This is a genomic window from Pseudomonas sp. 3B-A001-10F (genome assembly GCF_056313565.1).
Genome location: NZ_JBQYFW010000001.1, coordinates 31,038 through 46,974 on the forward strand (window position 1 = coordinate 31,038; position 15,937 = coordinate 46,974).

Here is a 15,937-nt window from a genome sequence, read left to right on the forward strand (position 1 = left end):
ACTACCGATGGCGGCTCAATCCGTGAGCCACCACACCATATCCGCGAACGGCATCGACTGGATCTCAGCGGCGGAAAATCCGGTTTCCGCCGCCAGACGTTTCGCCGCCGACTTGATAACGCTGGGGTTAAAGCCCGTCGTCGTTGTCCATGCGAAAATAGCCGGCCTGCAAGCGGTTAAAATCCACCAGCTTCAGCCCCTCCAGATCCGCCACACGCGCACCGGACAACGCAGCAAACAACATCAGCTCGCGCTGCTCATCATCGCCACCCACTTCACGGTTGGCCGCCCGTACGTCGCCCACGGTCGGCGAACGCAAGGCCAGCTTGTCGACGGTCACGCCGTTGATTTCACTCGGGCACGAAAGTGTCACCAGCACCTGGTCGGTGGTCAGCGACAACCAAGCCGGCATCGAATCTGAATAATCGGTTTTCGGTACCAGGTGCGAATACGCCGTTTGCACGCGGCGATAATCCGTCAGCTTGAGGCCTTCCAGATCCTTCAGTCCGACTTCGGCCAGACCGGCGAACAGCATCAGTTCGCGTTGTTCGTCGTCGCCGTTGGCGGCACGGTCGGCCGCGCGCACTTCACGCACAGTCGGGTTACGCAGGTTCAACGTCTCGACGTCGACGCTATTGGCTTGACTGGGACGGGTCAGCGTTACAACAGCGCCGAGCGCACTTAGCGACAGCCAGACCGGCAGGTTTTTAGCGATTACTTGATTCATCTGGATCTATTCCTTACATGCCGAGTGCTTGGCGCACTTCGAGCAGTTGGTCTTTGCCGTCGATCACCTGAATGCCGGCGACCATGTCGATCTCGTACATCAGGCGCCCGTCGATTTCGAGCTTGTAGTACGTGACCGAAACGGCGTGTTTAATCTCGGCCGCATCACCGGCTTTCCAGTCACCGAGATCGACCTCTTTGAGGCGACCGCGCAGAGTGGCAACGACCGCTGTCACCGCGCCCTTTTGGCCCTTGAAGGCACCTCGGAACGTAGCGTTGAACGCCGTGCCGTCAGCCAGGCCGAAGTACTTCAGCGACTCGCGGCGCACGCCCTTGGTGACAAACGAGGCTTCCATTTTTTCAAGCCCCTGATCCATGTCGATGGGGCCGGCCATGCCGCCGCCACGATATTCGTCAGTCTTGGTGGTCAGCTTGGGCAGCGTCAGGCTCGGCACGTCGCCGGAGAAGTTCACGCCGTCGACGAACAGGTTGGTGTTGTACAAAGTCTGAGGAATCATTTGCTACGCCCCCTTAGGCTGCTTCAAGCACTTCGGTCATCCACTGATCGGTGACTTCGAAAAGGAAATTCGGGTTCTCTGCCGGCGGCACGTCGGTGAAACGGATGCGCCAATACACCTTGCCCTGGGCGATCTGGCTGGCCGTGTTCAGTTCGGTGTCGGGGAACACTTCAAAGTTGATGATTGCGCCCTGGGCTTTCAGGTCGCGCATGAACGCATCCAGACCGTTGGTGACATCGGTCACGTAGGTCTTGGTGATCGAGCGGTCAACCGCCCACTTGTGCCCGGCCTGCACCGCGTCCATGAGGATGAACAACGTGCGAACGCGGGTAACGAACGCCCACTTCGGATCGCTCGACAGCGTGCGGTTGCCCCACAGGCGGTAACCGTCGTCGCGAATGATCGTGGTGATATTGGCGTTGTTGAGCAGGTTTGCCCGGCAGGTCTCGTCGCCGTCCAGGTACTCGACCGCGCGGCCGGTGCCGGTGATACCGGTCAATTCCTTGTTCGATGGCGAAGCCCAGAAGCCGTATTCAGCATCCGTCCAGGCAAACAGCCCCGCCGCCCAAGCCGAACCGGGCGCGTCGACGGTCTTGCTGGTGATGGTGTCCCAATACTTGACGCCCGGGTCGACCATGAACAGGTTGCGACTACCGAAGTTCTCGGCGTAGGCCATAGCGGCCTCGTCGGTCGTGCCCGGGCCATCGATGATGCCAATGGCGCGCAGCTTCTGCGCCAAGCTATCGAGCGCCGTGGCCACAGCCTGAGTCGCCGTATGACCCGGCGCGATCAACAACCGCGGTTGGGCGTTGAACAGGCTTTTGCCATCAAGCAGCGCCTGTAAGCCGGTGCGCTGACCCGAGGCCAGAACGCCGCCGATGATCGCCGAGATCTGCATCGCGGGGTCTTCCAGCTTGGCCACGCCGATGGCAACAATCACGGCTTTGGCTTTGACGTAGATCGCCTGACAGGCCTTGGTGATCGCCGAATCGGGGCCAAAGGCAGCGATGGCTTCGCGTTCAGTGGTGATCAACTTCAGTTCGCCGGCTTTCGCCGTGCCGCCGCCGAGCACGCCCGGGGTGAACGTGTCACACAGACCGATAATCGATGACGACGGCAGCGAGATGGTGCGCGCGCCAGTGTCGACCGACGTGGTCGTGACGCCGTGGAAAAAACTCATAAGGGTCAGTCTCCAGAAACGAAAAAGCCCCGCGATGAGCGAGGCTGTGAGGGTGTTAGGCGTAACGGAATGAAAAACGCCCCTCAGTGAGGGGCGTTTAGGTAGATTGTGGTGCCAGCCAGGTCGGCGCCGGCGGCCGGTGTTCGGCGAGGGGGAATTGATCCCCTTGCGGCCAGTCGCGCAACAGCCGGCGGTAGCCTTGCAGCTCGGTGTATTGCTCAGGAGTGATCGAGGTCGACCCGCCTTCCTCGACCTCGTCGCGATGACGTGAAACCAAAGGATCCGTCAACGCTAGTTGCACATCACGCCACGCGCGCTCAACAGCGACCTGCACCTCAGCGCTAGGCGGCGGCCGATCGATCAGGATGGGGTCGCCGAATTCGTCAGCCGCGATGGCCATTCCGGCAGTCTGCCCATCCATGAGCGCGCGGTGGTTTTCCTGGGAAATCTCAACGCAATCGACCGGAATATCGCTGATGATTGTGGAGTCGTAAAAGCCAAGCTTTTTTGCACTAAAGAAAATCACGGTCAGCCCCCCCATACACGCCAAGAAACTACTGGATTAACCGATGTGGTAGGCCCCGAGTTCGCATTGACCAATATGCTATTGAGGCTGCTTCCGTTCTTCCTCACCCCAGCAATAGAAAACTCCGCTGCCCCGGCTTGGGCCGATAATGGCACCGAAACCGTATGCCCCAAAATCGCGTTAGGGAACGCGGTTGGAAGAACAACGGTCACCTCGGCATTATCTGTAATAGCGACAGACCCCCATTGCTCGATTAACCCTGACGGGAGCTTCTGGTATCCGTTTGGCGAAAGATTCGCCATAAAACCCTGCCTGAGCTTCTTCGGCGTGACGATCGTCGTGTCATCGGTGCCGGCATCAAACTGCGCCTGCGTGGCGATCTTGGCCGTACCAAGCTTGATTTCCGTGGCCTGCGTCGCCAAAGCTGCGAGCGCCGCAATGTCGATATTTCCCTGATTGATCGGCGCATTCCACGCCTTAACGCACCACACTACCGCCAAGTTGCGCGGGCGAGTCGTGCGCCAATAGGAAGCGCCATAATTGCCGCTCAACATGCCGGCAGAGGTGTAATTGATTTCGCCCGTAAAACCCGGCGCAGAGTCTGCATCGATCTGAGCGACGTTTGCGATGCCCTGAACGGTCGGCCCTATACCATCATCTCCTTGGATTTTGGTGCCCGCCTGATAGCTGCCAACCGCACGCCCCGCATCAATGCCGCGCCCGTGATCCCAGCCGCGCAGGAACTCACCACGCGTTTCCGGCAGACGGAAATTGCCGGCCCCCTCGTCGCCTTTGTTGAAGGCCGTACCAAGGAATGCCGCCAGATCGGGATAGACGGCAATGCTCTTGACGCTACCGTCCAGTTCCAGAAACCCGGGCGCCACTTTGTCCAATGGAAACGAAACCATCGAACCCACCGGCAACGCCGAGGCCTGAGCAATCATTGCCTCAATTTCGGCCTTGGTGTAGCTGTCCTTGATGCCCATGCCGGCGAGCGTTTCCGGGTTATCACCCGATACTACAATCCCGCGATCGTTGACCTTGACCCGTGTGAACTCGCCCGGGGTCTTGTTCTTCGGCAGCACTTCCAGAATGGCCGCGTCGACGTAGGCACGCGAGGCCAGCACAATCGCCGGGTCAATCTTGAGCTGAATGTTGCCGGTGCTAGTGACAATGAAGTTCATCCGCACGATTTGCGTGCGGCCGGATCCTTGCGACAGCAGAGGCTTGAAGCTCGGCGCGCAGTTGGCCACCGCCACCAGGTCGCCGTCCGCATCGTAGAGACCGATTTCGCGGATCCACTTACCGCCCTCGTCGGCTGGGATGATCTGCTCGGCAATGATCACCGCCGGGTTGATCGGGTCAATCTTCAGTTGGTTGAGCGGCTTGCGGCGCCACTCGTTGAGCAGCTTGGTTTGACTGGCCGACGGCACCGGATTGGGCGGATCAGCCAGCCCGTTCGGGTTGGCATCCCCAACGCCCATTTGCGTGATCAGCCAGGGAATGCCGAGCGCGTCGGCGTTCGCCTGCTTGGCCATCCCCACATTCGTAAGGATCGCGAAAAACTGCGAATTCGCATCAATCATAATAAACGTCCAGGGTATCAATGGTGTGTTCGCGACCGACCACGCCAAAGCTGCCAGTGACCTCGATGTCACGCATGACGGGCGGGTAAACGTCGATTTCGTCGCCTTCGTAAAGGGACACGGCGATATTCAAATCGCCTTGAGTTTCCAGGCTGATCGCCAGCCCGGTTAGTTGCCGGGTAACGGGTTTGGCATCGTCGATCAGGCGCTCAAGCTCCTGATACATTTCTTCAGTGATGCCGGTATCGAGAACGCCCACCTTCAGTGCGAAGGTGCCCGGCACGCCCTCGGGCACGGTTTGGAACCACTCGACAATCTCGATCAGGTAGCCCAGCGGCTCGACTACCCGGCGCAAAGCGCCGATGGTGCCCTTGTGTTTGTGGATGTAGTACGACGCCTTGATGGCCGCGCGCTTGGTCGCCTCAGTCCACCGGTAATCCCAGCGATCCACCGACCATGCCCATGCCAAGTGCGGCAGCAAATGCACCGGGCAGGTATCAGCGTTGTAAAGGTCCCGCAGAGGGACAATCGTCTTTTCGAAAAACACGGCCTCCATGGCCCGTTCCAGTTGCGTGCTGTTGAGCGGTAGTAGACTTTTCATATCAGCCCGCCAACCTCACGTTGTAGCGCGTGCAGAACGCCGCTTGAGCCTTGGTTGGGGCCAAGTCCTGCCAACCGACCAACTCAACCCGAGCAACGCCGGCAACGTGCAACTGAGCGTCAATAGCGGAACGTGCGACCTCGACGCCCAGCCGCTTGCGTGGATTGATCCAACCGGCCAATCGGCTTTTCGCTTCGGCCAAACTGGCATCCGCTTCCGGGCCGGCGCTGGCCATGTGCAAAATGGCGTCAATCTCGTAGCGGATCACCTGCGCGCTCTGCACGGTCACACGATCACCGACCGGGCGCACGTCATCGTCATTCAGCGCAGCGGCCACCGTCGCCAGCAGCTCCGGCGGCGCTTCGCCTTCCCCGTCCAGACCCAGCACCGTGACTGTGACGTAACAAGGCGCCGGGCTTTCGGCCGTGGCGTCTGCCACCAGACCAGAAGCGTTACGCGCATGCAGGATGTAGCTGTTGCGCGGGCCGGCCGTAGTCAGTCCTTCATAGGCCAACTGGATGCGTTCGCGAAACGGGTCGTCGTCTTCCATGACCTTGGGCGCCGGTGGCACCGCCAGCAGATCCTCGGCCTGAATGACCAGGCGCGTCAGATTGACGTTCGCCCCCAAGTGATCGAGGTCGCCGCGAATGGCGTGCGCCAGCAATAGCGCCTTGCCAGCGTCATTGACCCGGGCGCGGTTGCCGACCTTGTTGTAGGCCCCGACCTCAAGCACTTTGACCACGGGATCGCTTTCCAGCGCGGCCGTCCAGTTGCCACCCATGTACCCACGAAAGACGCCTAAACCGTCCTGATAAACCTCTTCAAAGTCCAGAGGCTCCAGCACGGTCGGCGCTGGCAGCGACGACAGATCTACGGTACTCATGCGGCCACCTCCAGCGTGACGCTGTCGCCCAGGTACGTCCCGACGATTTGCAAATTGATTTGCCCGCCAATGACGGAAATGACGCGCACCTGATTCAACTTCAAACGCGGCTCCCAGCGCCCCAGTGCGCGGGCAACCTCAGCCTGTACGGCGCTTTTCCAGCCTTCGTTGATGGGCAAATCGACAAACCGCCGTAGCTTGCTGCCGTATTCCATACGGTGCCGGCGACTGCCCAGCGGCGTGCTCAAGATGTCGGCAATGGATTGCCGCAGGTGCTCGATGCCGGATATGGGTAGGCCGGTCTGGCGATCCATTCCGATCATCGATGTCACTCCTTGAACGGCTCGTATTCTTCGCTGGTTTTCAGGAACTTGACCGCCTCGATGTCGGAGGCCGGCACCACGACCGTCGCCTTCTCCACCGGATAGGAACGGTCGGTACCGGGCACGATTACCAGTCGCGACGTGTAGAGCTTGTCGCGGAATTTCAAGGACTCAGGCGATGAGTAAGTTGAGGATGACAATGCCGGTTGCGAGGACGTTTGCGCATCGGTTGAGGTCATATCGATCTTGGCCATGTGGTTCTCCAGGCATGAAAAAGCCCGCACTTGGCGGGCTGGATGAATGTTTGGGTTAATGCTTGTGGTGGTTGTCGCTGTTGCCGGCGGCCATGATGTTGCCAGCGCCGTCGATGTTGCCCGTTACGGATAACGCGCCGTCAATATTGACAGGCCCTTTGATATTCACGGTCGCTTCAAGATCAATCGTTCCCGACTTCACCGTTACCGCGTTATCCGTAACGACGACGTCCGTGCCGCCGACCTTGATCGCCACCGTGCCACTCGGCAGGGTGATGGTGTAAGACTTGGCCTGCCAGTCGTAGACCAGCGAGCCACCATCATCAAAACGCCAGACCTCGACATGGTCGCGATTATCTGGCGGCGGCCCGGCATTGCCATACAAGCCCGGGACAAACGTGCCTTGTGACACGTCACCGCTGGGACTGATCAAACCGCCCTGCTCGCCCAAAGACGGCGCCCGCCAGTGCCTGGCCTTGCCGGCGGCGATGCTGTGCCACCGCACCCAGGCGCTGATCCATTCACTGCCATCCGACACGCGACATACCGGCGGCGAAGCGGACAGATCCACCGCGACCACGTAGCAAGCCTTTACCGCACCCGCGATCATGCGGTCATGCTGGGCGCTTGCGTAACTCACGGCAGATCCTCCGGCCTGAATTGCCCGTCACCCGGATCGACTTCAAACACCAACGTCCCCGGCGGTTCGTCCGGCCACGGCCATTCCTCAAGGCCGAGATAAACCTGCTGAGTCCACTCCACCAGCCACACCGTGTATCCATCCAGGTGCGGCTGGGTCCAGTCCTGCAGCGACTGCACAAACTCGGCGGGCTCAACTGCCAACCCCCACGTCTGCGAACGCAGCAACACCGCCAACTGCGTCGCCAATTGCACGGCCTGTTGATGATGGTGCGCCTTGATCGGGTCAACAATGATCCGAGCCTCGAACTTGCAGACCAACGAGGTTTCGCCGGTACCGATATCGGTACCCGGCTCGATCTCGGCCACCTCCAGAAACACCGCTGGCAGCGACACGCGATCCTTAATGTCTGGCCAGGCTGTGACGGCCTGTACGCCAGGCAAGTGGGTACGCAGATGCTGTTCTACCGCCCGATAAAGCTGGTCCAGGCTGAACGGTTCTTCAGACATTGCCGATCCTCTTAAGGTGTTTCTGCAGCTCAAAGTTGAGTTCCTGCTTGAGAATCGCCAACAGTATCTCATCTGCCTTTTTGACCCAGCTGTCGAAATGCGGCCGGGCTTGCTCCAGCGACACCTTGGCTTTGGCCAGCGGGAAACGACTACCGTTTTCGGCGACCCACCCCGAACTTGGCCCGCGACCGGGGGACACCGTGCTGTCCGGGTAGTCGTCCCCGTTGAAATGCTTGCTGGCTGTGCGGATCCAGATGTCGGGCTTGTTGCCGTAGACCTTCTTGAGAAAGGCACCTTGGTAACGCCGCCCCGCCACCGACACACCGCTCCCGGTCTGCCGCGCCCGGCCGATCCGGCTGGATTCGATGCTGTTCAACCCGAACCACAGTTTGCCGCTCGCGGCCGCGCCGGAAACTGGATAGCTGCGCAACCGCTGACGCACCGCCGCTACGGCAATGCGCTCTGACCGGCTGACGGCTCGGGCGATGTGCGTGCGCAACCTTCCCAACGTTTTGTTGATCGCGCGCCGATGCGCCGCAGCGGCCGCTTTCGGCACCACCTTGGCAAAATCCTGGAACGCCTGAAAATCTGCGGCCGAGGACTGGATAGAGATCATCCCGCCCCCGGCCGAGGGTTTGAAATAGCTGCCGACGCTCACGGCCGCAACCTCAGAATCAGGGCGACCAGCCCGTCACCGCTCGGTTCGAGCTGGATCAGGTCGTAGTCACCGCCGCCATCCAAGGCAGGCAGGTCAACGCTGACCAGCATGCCCTGTTCCAGACCTTGCGAATCGCTGACGCGGATCTCGAAGCGAGGCTCGCGCAACCCGGTATTGAGCTTGCCGAACTTGGGTTGCAGCCAGGGCGCGGCAAACATGCCGAGCACTGGCTCTTCGCGACCCTCGATCCGTGCGGTGTCGCCGAGCGTTTCGAACACCACCGCGTCAACCTCGGCGATCAGTTCGCGGAAGCCCATGGTCAGAGTTCCAGCAGGATCTGGGCGCGCGGTCGAGTGCACAGGTGCAACGGGTTGGACTGAGCCTCACCGGCCATACCTTTGTTGAAGGGCAGCGGCTCGATCATGCTGTAGTACGGGATGCCTTGAGTGTTGACCGTTTCCATGTAGTCGGCCGGTGCAAACACCGAGATGTACAGATCTGGCACGCCTTCCGGAACCAGCAGCGCCTTGTCGTCATGGACAAAAGACACGCCGGCGACCTTGCCACGGTAACGCTCCCAGATGATGCCGCCGAACTCGAAGCTTTCCCGGGCGTCGCCACGCAGCGCTGCCGCTTGCTGACTGTTGAGGTAGGTCTCTTTGACCGACTTGTGAACAATCAGCTTGTTCCAGAAGTTCTTGCCGCAGAAAGCGCGCGAACCGGTACTGGTCACGCTGCCCAGCGCATCCTCCTGCATGTCCAGCGCCTCACCGCACATGACCCGCAGCTCGGTATCGGCCTTAGTCAGCCCCATGGACATCTTCTGACGCTGCACACCGAAGCGCTCATACAAGTCCAGCAGCACCGTCGAACCATCAGCGTCGAGGATCTGGCCGTTGAGTGCGCCCATGCGCTGGAACTCATGCGTGGCGTCCAACTGACGACGCGCCTTAGCCAGACGCGCATTGACCACGTCCTGCACCGCCTGCAGCTCGGTGCGAGTGCCGAAGGCGCGGATGCCTTGGATCTCATCCGCCTTGATAGTGAAACGCTCCGGCAGGTGCACGGTGTTGAACGGGATCAGGTTGCGCTTGCTCGCAGCAACCACCAGGCCAGAACCACCGCGCTCACCGGCCGGCACCAGTGCCAGGGTGTCACCGTCCTTTTCAATCTGCACGGTCAGGGTGGTAATGCCTTCCTCGCGGAACAGACCCAGGGCGCTGATGCGGCCCGGCAGGTAGGGCTGATCATTGAGTGCAGCGGTCAGCGAGGTAACGGTGAACGCTTCGTCGTCAAAAATGGCGATATCGGCCATGGGTACTCTCCAGAAACGAAAAATCCCGCACGCGGCGGGATGCATACAAAAAAAGGATCGACTTAGCGGACGATCACGAAATGCGCGGCGAGTGCTTTCTCGGCGGCCAGATCGAGGCCGGTCAAATGCGCTTCGCTGACTTCGGCCAACCGCACCACGGCGCGACCGCGACGCACCACATCGGATTCGCCCAGCGGGCCGTAGAGAATAGCGACAGCGTTTTCGGTGCCGTCCTCAGCAGTCGGTTCGTAGGCTGCGAATTCGCCGGAGGCGGTCACCAGTCCGAGGATTTGTCCGGGCCACAACTCTGGACCGGCCGCGACGTTGATCGCTTCACGCGAAATATTGCCGGCGCCTTCGGACAGCAGGAATTCACCCGCGTGCATCGGTTCCTGTTTGATGGTCATGCTCTTGCTCCTTTCGCGCTTTGCGCGGTTCCAGTTTGGGCCGCTTGGCGAGCAGCCCAAATCGAGTTGGGGTCAGGTTGTTTGGCCAGAACCTTGGGTGACACGTCGTCCGCCAGCGGCAGACTGTTGTCGATTTCAAAGCCCTTACCGCTGGTGACAATCTTGTCGAACAGACGCGCCCGCACCGCCGGCGCATCCAGACCTGCCGCGACATACTCGGCGCTGAATTCAGGCAGTCGCGCGGCCACGCAGAGGTCGTTAATCGCCTTGGCGCGTGCCAGACCCGCCAAAACGACCTCTTCACTTTCAAGCTGGGTGGACTTGAGCAGCGGCTCGATCAGGTTGCTGATGCCCGCCGCCGTGCAGCGCTGAGTGACCATCAATGCCAACTTGGTCGAGTCGACTACAGGCGGCACCAGCGGCGGATCGACAGAATCAAGATCCGGATCCGGTTCAGGTGGCTCGTCGAGCTGGGCCAGCAAATCAGCCGGTGCGTTCTGGAATCGTTGCAGAACCGCGCCTTGACCGAGACAGGCTTTGACCTTGACGCCGTCGCCCACTTCATCGGCCAGCCCCAATGCCACCGCTTCGTTGGCGGTCAGCCAAGTTTCAGACGCCACCAAACGCCGCAGTTCCACCTCATCAATGTCGGGCGCTTTGGCCTTGTACGCCGCGATGATCGCTTCCATGGTCTGGTCGAGAACGTCGGCCACCTTGCGGAAGTCCTCCGCATCACCGGCGGCGTAAGTCCATGGGTTATGGATCATCAACATCGCGTTGGAAGCGATGACCACGCGGTGGGCACCGCACACAGCCACACTGGCGGCACTCGCTGCCAGTGCATCGATCCGGCCGGTGCATCGCTCGCCCAGCCGCGACAGCGCGTTGTGCATGGCCAGCCCGTCGAACAGGTCACCGCCGATACTGTTGAACGCGGCGACCACCGGCGACACACCGTCGTCCATGGCGCGCAGATCCTGCACGAACTGATTGGCAGTGATACCCCACGCGCCGATCTCGCCATAGACGAAGACCTCGATCACTCGCTCGGCGGTCTCGCCGCTGGCATGAACGGCGTACCAGGTCTTGTCCTTAACCTCGACGCGTTTGCCGGCGCGGTTGTAAATACGCGGTTTCGCGCTCTTGCTCATGGTTGCTCCTTGTCGTCGGTGTCTTCGACGGCATCAAGGGTGTTGTAGTTGAGGCCCAATAAGGTGGCGCGTGCCAGATCAGCAGCGTTTTCCAGATCGACCGTTTCGGCGTCGTAGCCAGTGCGCAAAACCATCTCGCTGCGCGACGAAAAACCGGCTCTAACCTCCATCGCTCGCGCCTGCACGTCCTGCACCGGCTGGATGTAAGCCCAGCCTTGCGGCACCCAGCGGGTGCGCAGGTATTGGCGGCGCTTCTGTGCGTAATCGTCCAGCACCAAGACACCCGACAGCACCGCCATGTCCATCCACGCAGCCCGTACCGGGCGGCAGAGTTGATGCACGTACACGCTGAACTGCAGTTGTTCCAGGCGACGCCGAAACTCGTTGAGTACCACCCGCAGCGCTCGATCGTTGATGCCGCGCATGTCGCCGGTGAGGATCTCGTAAGGCGTACCGCTACCCGCCGCTGCAGCCATCAACTGCTGACGCATGAAGTCCGGGTAGTTGTTGCCCGCGTCCGGCGGTTTGGAAAATTCCACCTCTTCGCCCGGACCGAGTTCCTGCATGGTGCCGGGTTCGAGCGCAACCATGGGCGTGAAGCCGTCGCGGTCCAGATCCAATAACGCGCCGGTGACCGGATCGCGTGGCGCCGGACCCGAGTCAGGCGACGGGCGCTTGATGAAACCGGCGAACAGGTTGGCCACCTCCTGACGGAACAGCACCGCGTCGTCGTAGTTGTCCAAACTGCGCAGCCGTTTGAGTACCGGCGACAATCGCGGCACACCGCGCAACTGGCCAGGCTCCACCGGTTCGAAGATGTGCAGCACCTGCGCGGCCGGGACGCGCACTAGCTGGTTGTAGCCGGCGTTCAACGAGGCCGCATCACGCGGGTGCGACAGGTACATCCAATACGCTACCCGCTTGCCGCCGGGCGTGAACTCGATGCCGGCGCGGATGACGTTGCCGTTTTTGGTGCTCTCGAATTTGTCGTGCGGCACGAATTCCGGCGCCAGGATTTGCAGCTGCAGCGGAACCGCCAAACCTTCATCCAGACTGCGAGGACGCAACCGGACGAAGCACTCGCCCGATGTTTCCACAGTGCGCGCCACCAGCGCCTGCTGGCCGTAGAAGTCGGTACGGTCATCCGCATCCGACTCATCGACCCAATCTCCCCACAGCTCCTGGAGCAATTTTCGCAAAGCATCATCATCGGTCGTTGGGCGAGGCGTGATGCCGGTGCCGATCAGGTTGCTGACACGCTTGTCGATGACGTTGAAGGCATACGGGTCATTGCGAACCGCTGCCCGGGAGCGCGAACGCAAATTGCGCAGTGCCGGGGTGTTGATGCTGTTGATCCCGTTGTCGGGAGCATCCCAGCCAGTGGATCGGCGGCCCTCACCAGCGCCTTCGTAACTGGCTTTGATGTTGGACGGCAGCACAAAGCCGTTACGGGTCAACGTCGGAAAATGTCGGGCCATTAAAGTCCCTTGCCCCCGTGATAAAGGCGAACCACGCGCGAACGTGGCCCGGCGGCGCTGGCCAGCGACGAGCGTATTTCTTCGCGTGCCTTGAGCAGCTCATCGACCGTGCGGTATTCCACGGTGCGGTCGGTGTAGCGCACAGTTTTTTCACCGCGAGCAATAGCCGCCTCAACCGCGTCGAGGTGCTTTTTCGTAAATGACATATCAGCGTCTCTTCAGGTAGCCACTGGTGGAGCTGCGGCGTTGTGGGGGGGCCGTTGTCGGACGTGATTTCACGGCTGGTTGCGGTGCCTGTTGTGCTGCCGGTGTTTCGACTGGCCGGCTGAGCCGCTCGCTCTGAACGGGTTGGCCACTATCGCCAGAAGCCGACTGGATGATCGCCTGCCGAATCCGCGCCCAATCGTGATCCTGGTAGCGATTGATGCCGAGGTAATGGGCCATGGCCAGGTTGTAAACCAACAGGTCGAGCGCTTCGTTGCGCTCGGACTTGCCCTTGGTCCATTCGATGCGTTTATGCCCCCTGACGTAACGGGTGACTTTGCGCTCAGCCACACACTGGGCGAAAAAGTCATCCGGCAGGTCGTTGGCAAAGTGCAGTGCTCCCGGGCCGGTGTCGAATGCATAGCGGTTGTAGATCCAGTCCTTCGCCGTGTCGGTACCGACAATCCATAGCTCGGCGCCATGCCGTTCAGTCAGGCCTTTCCATGTCACGTCGACCATCGAAGGTCGCTGCGCGATCACCGGCCGGCCCCGCTTGCTCGCCCCCTTGATGGCGAACACGCTGCGCCAGCGGCGCATACGACAGAACTGATAGACCTCATCCGTATGGTTACCACCGGAGTCGACCGCAGTAGCCATGATCATCAGCTCAGCACCACAAGGGTGTCGGTAACGGGCCTTGAGTAACTCATCCAGCGCCACCCAGGTGCGCTCATCCGCGGGGTCGCCGGAGATCACTTGAAAGTCGACCACCCAGCGCTCCATGCCAGCGCCCCACCCCATCACCATCAGTTCCAGGCGGTTGGCTTGGGTGTCAACGGAAGCGGTCAGCATCAATACGCCGTCGGGCATTGAGCCAAGCCCGTAGCTTTCCAGTCGCGCCCGATCCATCAGCACACCGGCTGAGGTTTGCTCCTGAGCGCTATCCCAGACCTTGGCCAGACGGGTGTTGTAAAACACCTGCATCGGCTCCAGATCGCCTTTGGCCTGAGCCTTTTTAGCTTTCTCGAATTGCTTGGCCAACGAGGCCCAACCGGTCCAGCCGGGCGGCGAGTACAACGCATTCAAGTTGAAACCAATGGTTTCGCCATCGCCTTGGGTGTGTGCTCGCCACTCCCCTTTCGCCAGCATCTCGCCCTTATAGCGCTCCTCGATCAGTACGTCGCAGTCGGGGCCGGCACACTGGTAATGCACAACCTGAAAATCCGCCGAGTAATGCAAACGCTCCCATTCGAGAACCTGCATGTGGTCACAGGTTGGGCACGGCACGTAGTAGTAACGCTGATCGCTGACCTCAAACAGATCAGCGATCCGTGACGCCCCCCTGACCGTCGGCGAACTGGAAAAATAAAATTTGGCGTTACGGCCGAAAGTACTGCCGCGAGTCTCGGCCAGTTCGACCGGGTCGCCCTCTTCGCCCACGTCCACACTCCAGCGATCAACCTCGTCGCCGTAGATGTAGCGTGCGGAAAGCTCCGCCAGGTTGGCCGCAGAACCGGCCGTGGTGATGTACAGCGAACCACCCTCGAACTCCTTCGTGTCCATGGTGTTGCGCGCATCCCGCGAGCGGTTGGACGCCACGCGCTCACGCAGCACCGGCGTAGCCTTGATGGTTTTACCAATCCGCGACGATACCCGCTTGGCCAACCCCAGACTGGGCAACAACGTCAGGATGTTGGACGGGGCCATATGGATCAGGCCGCCGATCCAGTTCAAGGCGATCTGCGTTTTCATCAACTGCGAAGCCACCATGGTCACCACCCGCTTGCACGGGTGGGCTGGTGACAGACAGCGCATCGGCTCACGCGCATAAGGGGTACGCGAAGTGTGGTATTGACCAGGCTCGGCCGCACCCGTGTCGCGCGGAATGCGCATGTACTCGTCGGCCCACTGATCAATCCAGACATCTGGCTCTGGTCGCTGCCCACGGAAATACGCTTCGCGGTACACCGTCGCACCGTTCGACATTTCTAAGGACATAGGTTTAGCTCGGGGTAATGGCTTGTTCTAAATCTGCTGTAGACAGCCGCTCCGCATCTTCCAGTGTTTGTCGTAAAGCCGCCGTCAGACGCTTTTCGATTTGCCATGGATCAGACAGCGAGGCCAGTTCCGGCGATAGCTGTGGAGCCATTCCAAGCAAAAGATCGCGCAGTAAGCGACCGGCGTTATAGGCCGCATCTTCGACCGCTTTGCGCTCTACCAAGGTGCCTTGGGCTTTAAGGAAGTTGTTTTTTTCCTGAAGCGACAGGTAGTGCTCACGAAGCGCGCGTGACTTTTGAAAGTCGGGTACCTGACCAGAGGGGTCATCTACAAAGTCTGCGATGACTATTTCCAGCGGCGGCTGATCACTCCGCTTCGGGCGATTGCGCTCATGTCGAGCGGCGACGGCGGCCTTGCTCGGGTCGCTCGTCATGGCCAGAAGCTTCTCGCTGGCCTCCACATCAATCTTCCCGGTGGCATTCAGAACCAGTCGTTGACTCTTGACCAGCTTGCCAACGTACTGCCGAGACCACCCCTTCAGCTCGCAGTACTCCTTGCGAGTTACAAAAGCCATGCGGCCTCCATCGTCGTGGCTTGTTAAGCCTGTCAACTAACCCGGCTTAGTTGACAAGCCTTCTGGCCATTGCACAGGGGCTGCTGTTCAAGAAATTGAACAGGCATGAAAACGCCTACAGCCCAATAGAACCGGGGGGACCTCACTAAAAAACACTGTTTGGATCATGCGAACTCTGTCGCTGAAAACACAGAATTTCTTGTCAACCTGTCAACCGCTGTCAACTAACTTTCCAGCCCTGTGGCTAACGCTTTCCCGCGGGTTTCCGACCCCGTATCCTTCGGATAACCCTAGGGTCCCCGGCGATGTCAGCGCCAAGTCAGGTCGGGGCTCACTTTTGACCCACAGCGTCCTCCTCCCGCCTTTCACGCGAACCAGCATTGTCCGATCTCCTTGGAATATTTGA

General features: G+C 60.4%; 20 protein-coding genes. All 20 read right to left on the reverse strand.

Features of this window, described 5'->3' with window-relative positions; all coding sequences use genetic code 11:
• Window positions 1-127 precede the first annotated feature (127 nt).
• The 20 genes from AC0ZWN_RS00170 to AC0ZWN_RS00265 all read right to left on the reverse strand — a co-directional run bounded on the left by AC0ZWN_RS00170 (window position 128) and on the right by AC0ZWN_RS00265 (window position 15,531).
• Entirely contained in the window at window positions 128-727 is a 600-nt protein-coding gene (locus AC0ZWN_RS00170; protein WP_127926440.1) for a phage tail assembly protein, read from the reverse strand.
• 13 nt (window positions 728-740) lie between these two features.
• Entirely contained in the window at window positions 741-1,244 is a 504-nt protein-coding gene (locus tag AC0ZWN_RS00175) for a phage major tail tube protein (protein WP_102902301.1), read from the reverse strand.
• 13 nt (window positions 1,245-1,257) lie between these two features.
• Window positions 1,258-2,424, reverse strand: a complete 1,167-nt coding sequence (locus tag AC0ZWN_RS00180; protein ID WP_127926439.1) for a phage tail sheath subtilisin-like domain-containing protein — start codon at window positions 2,422-2,424, stop codon at window positions 1,258-1,260.
• Window positions 2,425-2,521: 97 nt separating this feature from the next.
• On the reverse strand, window positions 2,522-2,950 hold the full coding sequence (locus AC0ZWN_RS00185; protein WP_476333533.1) for a phage tail protein: 429 nt from the start codon (window positions 2,948-2,950) through the stop codon (window positions 2,522-2,524).
• Between the two features lie 2 nt (window positions 2,951-2,952).
• Complete coding sequence (locus tag AC0ZWN_RS00190) at window positions 2,953-4,536, reverse strand: phage tail protein (RefSeq protein ID WP_476333534.1); 1,584 nt, start codon at window positions 4,534-4,536, stop codon at window positions 2,953-2,955.
• Window positions 4,529-5,137, reverse strand: a complete 609-nt coding sequence (locus AC0ZWN_RS00195) for a phage tail protein I (protein ID WP_476333536.1) — start codon at window positions 5,135-5,137, stop codon at window positions 4,529-4,531. The genes AC0ZWN_RS00190 and AC0ZWN_RS00195 overlap by 8 nt, the downstream gene beginning before the upstream one ends.
• A 1-nt stretch (window position 5,138) precedes the next feature.
• The gene (locus tag AC0ZWN_RS00200; protein WP_476333538.1) at window positions 5,139-6,020 is read right to left on the reverse strand and encodes a baseplate assembly protein; all 882 of its coding nucleotides are present in this window, start codon (window positions 6,018-6,020) and stop codon (window positions 5,139-5,141) included.
• Window positions 6,017-6,343: a GPW/gp25 family protein gene (locus AC0ZWN_RS00205; protein ID WP_476333540.1), complete on the reverse strand. Its 327-nt coding sequence runs from the start codon at window positions 6,341-6,343 to the stop codon at window positions 6,017-6,019. Before AC0ZWN_RS00205 ends, AC0ZWN_RS00200 begins: the two co-directional genes overlap by 4 nt.
• A gap of 5 nt (window positions 6,344-6,348) precedes the next feature.
• The gene (locus tag AC0ZWN_RS00210; protein ID WP_476333542.1) at window positions 6,349-6,597 is read right to left on the reverse strand and encodes a hypothetical protein; all 249 of its coding nucleotides are present in this window, start codon (window positions 6,595-6,597) and stop codon (window positions 6,349-6,351) included.
• 55 nt (window positions 6,598-6,652) lie between these two features.
• The gene (locus tag AC0ZWN_RS00215; RefSeq protein WP_476333544.1) at window positions 6,653-7,237 is read right to left on the reverse strand and encodes a phage baseplate assembly protein V; all 585 of its coding nucleotides are present in this window, start codon (window positions 7,235-7,237) and stop codon (window positions 6,653-6,655) included.
• On the reverse strand, window positions 7,234-7,746 hold the full coding sequence (locus tag AC0ZWN_RS00220; protein ID WP_476333546.1) for a hypothetical protein: 513 nt from the start codon (window positions 7,744-7,746) through the stop codon (window positions 7,234-7,236). The genes AC0ZWN_RS00215 and AC0ZWN_RS00220 overlap by 4 nt, the downstream gene beginning before the upstream one ends.
• Window positions 7,739-8,404 (reverse strand): hypothetical protein, encoded by a 666-nt coding sequence (locus AC0ZWN_RS00225; protein ID WP_476333548.1) that lies wholly within the window; start codon window positions 8,402-8,404, stop codon window positions 7,739-7,741. The genes AC0ZWN_RS00220 and AC0ZWN_RS00225 overlap by 8 nt, the downstream gene beginning before the upstream one ends.
• Window positions 8,401-8,721 (reverse strand): head-tail joining protein, encoded by a 321-nt coding sequence (locus tag AC0ZWN_RS00230; protein WP_100847402.1) that lies wholly within the window; start codon window positions 8,719-8,721, stop codon window positions 8,401-8,403. The genes AC0ZWN_RS00225 and AC0ZWN_RS00230 overlap by 4 nt, the downstream gene beginning before the upstream one ends.
• A gap of 2 nt (window positions 8,722-8,723) precedes the next feature.
• Window positions 8,724-9,719, reverse strand: a complete 996-nt coding sequence (locus tag AC0ZWN_RS00235) for a major capsid protein (protein ID WP_150730192.1) — start codon at window positions 9,717-9,719, stop codon at window positions 8,724-8,726.
• A 62-nt stretch (window positions 9,720-9,781) separates the two neighbouring features.
• A complete protein-coding gene (locus AC0ZWN_RS00240; protein WP_476333551.1) occupies window positions 9,782-10,126 on the reverse strand; it encodes a head decoration protein in 345 nt (114 codons plus the stop codon).
• Window positions 10,123-11,277: a head maturation protease, ClpP-related gene (locus AC0ZWN_RS00245; RefSeq protein ID WP_476333553.1), complete on the reverse strand. Its 1,155-nt coding sequence runs from the start codon at window positions 11,275-11,277 to the stop codon at window positions 10,123-10,125. The genes AC0ZWN_RS00240 and AC0ZWN_RS00245 overlap by 4 nt, the downstream gene beginning before the upstream one ends.
• Complete coding sequence (locus AC0ZWN_RS00250) at window positions 11,274-12,755, reverse strand: phage portal protein (protein ID WP_123595061.1); 1,482 nt, start codon at window positions 12,753-12,755, stop codon at window positions 11,274-11,276. Before AC0ZWN_RS00250 ends, AC0ZWN_RS00245 begins: the two co-directional genes overlap by 4 nt.
• Window positions 12,755-12,961, reverse strand: a complete 207-nt coding sequence (locus tag AC0ZWN_RS00255; RefSeq protein WP_041481045.1) for a phage head-tail joining protein — start codon at window positions 12,959-12,961, stop codon at window positions 12,755-12,757. The genes AC0ZWN_RS00250 and AC0ZWN_RS00255 overlap by 1 nt, the downstream gene beginning before the upstream one ends.
• 1 nt (window position 12,962) lies before the next feature.
• Window positions 12,963-14,957, reverse strand: coding sequence for a phage terminase large subunit family protein (locus tag AC0ZWN_RS00260; RefSeq protein ID WP_476333556.1), 1,995 nt, complete (start codon window positions 14,955-14,957; stop codon window positions 12,963-12,965).
• 4 nt (window positions 14,958-14,961) lie between these two features.
• Window positions 14,962-15,531: a terminase small subunit gene (locus AC0ZWN_RS00265; protein WP_476333558.1), complete on the reverse strand. Its 570-nt coding sequence runs from the start codon at window positions 15,529-15,531 to the stop codon at window positions 14,962-14,964.
• Window positions 15,532-15,937 lie beyond the last annotated feature (406 nt).